Raw genomic sequence first — 2,546 nt, forward strand, 5'->3', positions numbered from 1 at the left:
CTCTATGGGTGTTCAGTGGGCTGAACATCTCACAACTGTCGGCTTGGCAAAATCCGCCCCTTTGCGTATGTTCGTAGAACAACGGCTTTGTCACAGAAGGCGGACGAACGTTGTGTACAACCTTGCGTGACACCCTACAATTGACAACAACAAAGCAATGACAGCATTCAATGAATGAATTTTGGGACAGTTTTTCAACACGAGAATTAGCTATTGCCATTTGGATTGCAATTGCTCTTATTGCTTGCTTGTTCAGTAAAAGCATAAGACATTCATTAGTTGGAATTTTTAAAGCTTTGCTTGCATGGAAAATTTCAGTTTCGTTATTAGCTTTTTTGTACACACAGCATTTTATGTATTTGTACTTTATAAATTGAAACTTTGGAATGCTTCACTTTTGAAAGACACATTAATTTGGAGTTTAAGTTTTGGCTTTATTTCCTTAATGAACATAAATAAAGTAAACGACACAAAATATTTTAAGAATGTATTTTTTGACGCAATAAAATGGACGATTGTGGTAGAGTTTGTTGTAAACTTTTTTACATTCAGCCTGACCAAAGAAATGATTTTAGTTCCGATTATTATTTTCTTAGCAGCATTGCAAGCTGCTGCTTCTTTTGACCCTAAACACAAACAAGTAGAAAATTTGTTCAAGAATTTTCTGCTATACTTTTCATTATTTATTTTTTTGTTTTCACTTTATAAGACAATTGAAAAACACAGTGAGATTTTTACCGTTGACAATTTGAAAAGTTTTTTATTGCCAGTTATTCTGACAATAACTTTTTTACCTTTTATGTATTTGTACAACTTGTTTGTAAAATATGAAGAACTTTGGGTTAGACTGAAATTTATCATTAGAAATGAAACTGATAGAAAACGAGTAAAGCTACAAATCTTGTTAATCGCAAATTTCAACATTGACAAATTAGCAAGCATCTCAAAAAACATTGCAAAACCTGTAAACGTATACAACGACCTTTCAAAGAAAATGATTAAACACATTAGTAAGAAACAATACGTTGGCTATGACGAGTGAGAGAAAGGTTGCACACAATCGAGTAGACGGCTCTGCCAGAGATCTGACAGAGTGCGCCTCTCACACCACCGTACGTACGGGTCTCGTATACGGCGGTTCGCAAATTGATGGGTTGAGTTTCTTGTAAATTTCCAGCATGGGTTGATACCCCTTCTGTTTAAGTCGTTTAATGGTTATCGTAGTCCCAAGAATCGGACTTTGTGCTATGCGCCAGCCCCCTTTTCTAGTCCTGCTCCATGCATAGGCATGCTCGGTATCTACTCCTAAACGTAACAGATTTTTCCTTTTACGTTCTGCTTTCTTCCACTCCATCCAAATGCAATAAGGCAGACGGTTACGCAACCAGCCGTCTATATCTCGCAGGTTACCTACTATACTGTTCCCCTTAAAATAGTTGAGCCAGCCTCGGGTAATCTCGTTGATTTTAACAATGCGCTCTGACAGACTTTTGGGTTGCGTTTTCCGGGTTACTTCCTTAAACTTTCCCTTAAGTTTTGTCCTTGCCTTTTCTCCTACCGTGAGCTGATACCTTCCCTTTACTCCTTTTTCATACGTGGATGCAAACGTAAATCCCAATAGGGTAAACTTTATGGGTTTTACTATTCCACTCTTTGCTGCATTTACTTTCAGCTTTAACCGATTTATCAAATATTTGGTGATAGCTTTGCTTGCCAGTTTTGCATCGCTGGCTCTTTTGCAATAGATACTGAAATCATCTGCATAGCGTATAAATTTTAGCTTTCTCCTTCCAATTCTTTTATCCAACTCGTTGAGTAAGATATTGGACAGTAATGGGCCCAGGGGACTTCCTTGCGTATGCCTTTTCTTCGTTTTATAAGCTTGCCTTTGATTTGTATCAGTGATTGCAGCCCATTTACGAATTAATCTCAGGGTAACAGCGCATTTTACCTTACAATAAATCAGATTCAGTAGCAAGCAATGGTCTACCTCATCAAAGAATGTTTCCAGATCTATAACTACAATGTGGCTATAGCCTTCATGTATATGACGTAGTGCTTTCCCTACCGCTGCTCTGGCGTTTTTGTAGGGTCTGAAGCCATAGCTATTCTCATGGAAATCATACTCAAATTTTGGTGTCAAAACTTGGGATACGGCTTGTTGAAGCCGGCGGTCTACTACTGTGGGGATTCCCAATAAACGGGTTTTTCCGGTTGGGAAACAACTAAAGAAGCTAATGGTTGGATAACAGAAAAAGCAGCTAATAAAAAAGTAATGTTAAAGAAGTACAAGACTTTCAATAATCAAATATCATGACAGATAAAGAAGCCCGAACCGCTAACAGAACCTACACAAAAGGCGGGGTTACTTGTTCCAAAGACAGTTTTGCGATTAATCAAACATTAGTTTTTCAAATCAAGTTTTGTGGTAAAAGTCCCGCCCACACGCAAAGCCCGGAAGCGTCAAACTGTCTAAAAACCCATTCTTTTTATTAACATTTCATTTTATAACTTTTGCCGCTTAAGATTGGCTTATCCTCCAGCTG

The 2,546-nt window shown here is 37.9% G+C and carries 3 protein-coding genes; 1 reads left to right on the top strand and 2 read right to left on the bottom strand.

The genetic code is table 11. From position 1 onward, the window contains the following. A partial coding sequence (locus WBY99_RS08545; RefSeq protein ID WP_423975909.1) for a hypothetical protein occupies positions 1-343 on the bottom strand: 343 nt, incomplete at its 3' end. Between the two features lie 54 nt (positions 344-397). Here WBY99_RS08545 and WBY99_RS08550 point away from each other — a divergent pair. Continuing rightward, complete coding sequence (locus WBY99_RS08550; protein ID WP_423975910.1) at positions 398-1,042, top strand: hypothetical protein; 645 nt, start codon at positions 398-400, stop codon at positions 1,040-1,042. Between the two features lie 60 nt (positions 1,043-1,102). On the opposite strand, the gene WBY99_RS08555 is transcribed toward WBY99_RS08550, so the two are convergent. Continuing rightward, the gene (locus WBY99_RS08555) at positions 1,103-2,266 is read right to left on the bottom strand and encodes a reverse transcriptase domain-containing protein (protein WP_423975911.1); all 1,164 of its coding nucleotides are present in this window, start codon (positions 2,264-2,266) and stop codon (positions 1,103-1,105) included. Between the last annotated feature and the right edge of the window lie 280 nt (positions 2,267-2,546).

The sequence above is a fragment of the Kaistella sp. genome (assembly GCF_049588135.1).
In the GTDB taxonomy this organism is placed as follows: domain Bacteria; phylum Bacteroidota; class Bacteroidia; order Flavobacteriales; family Weeksellaceae; genus Kaistella.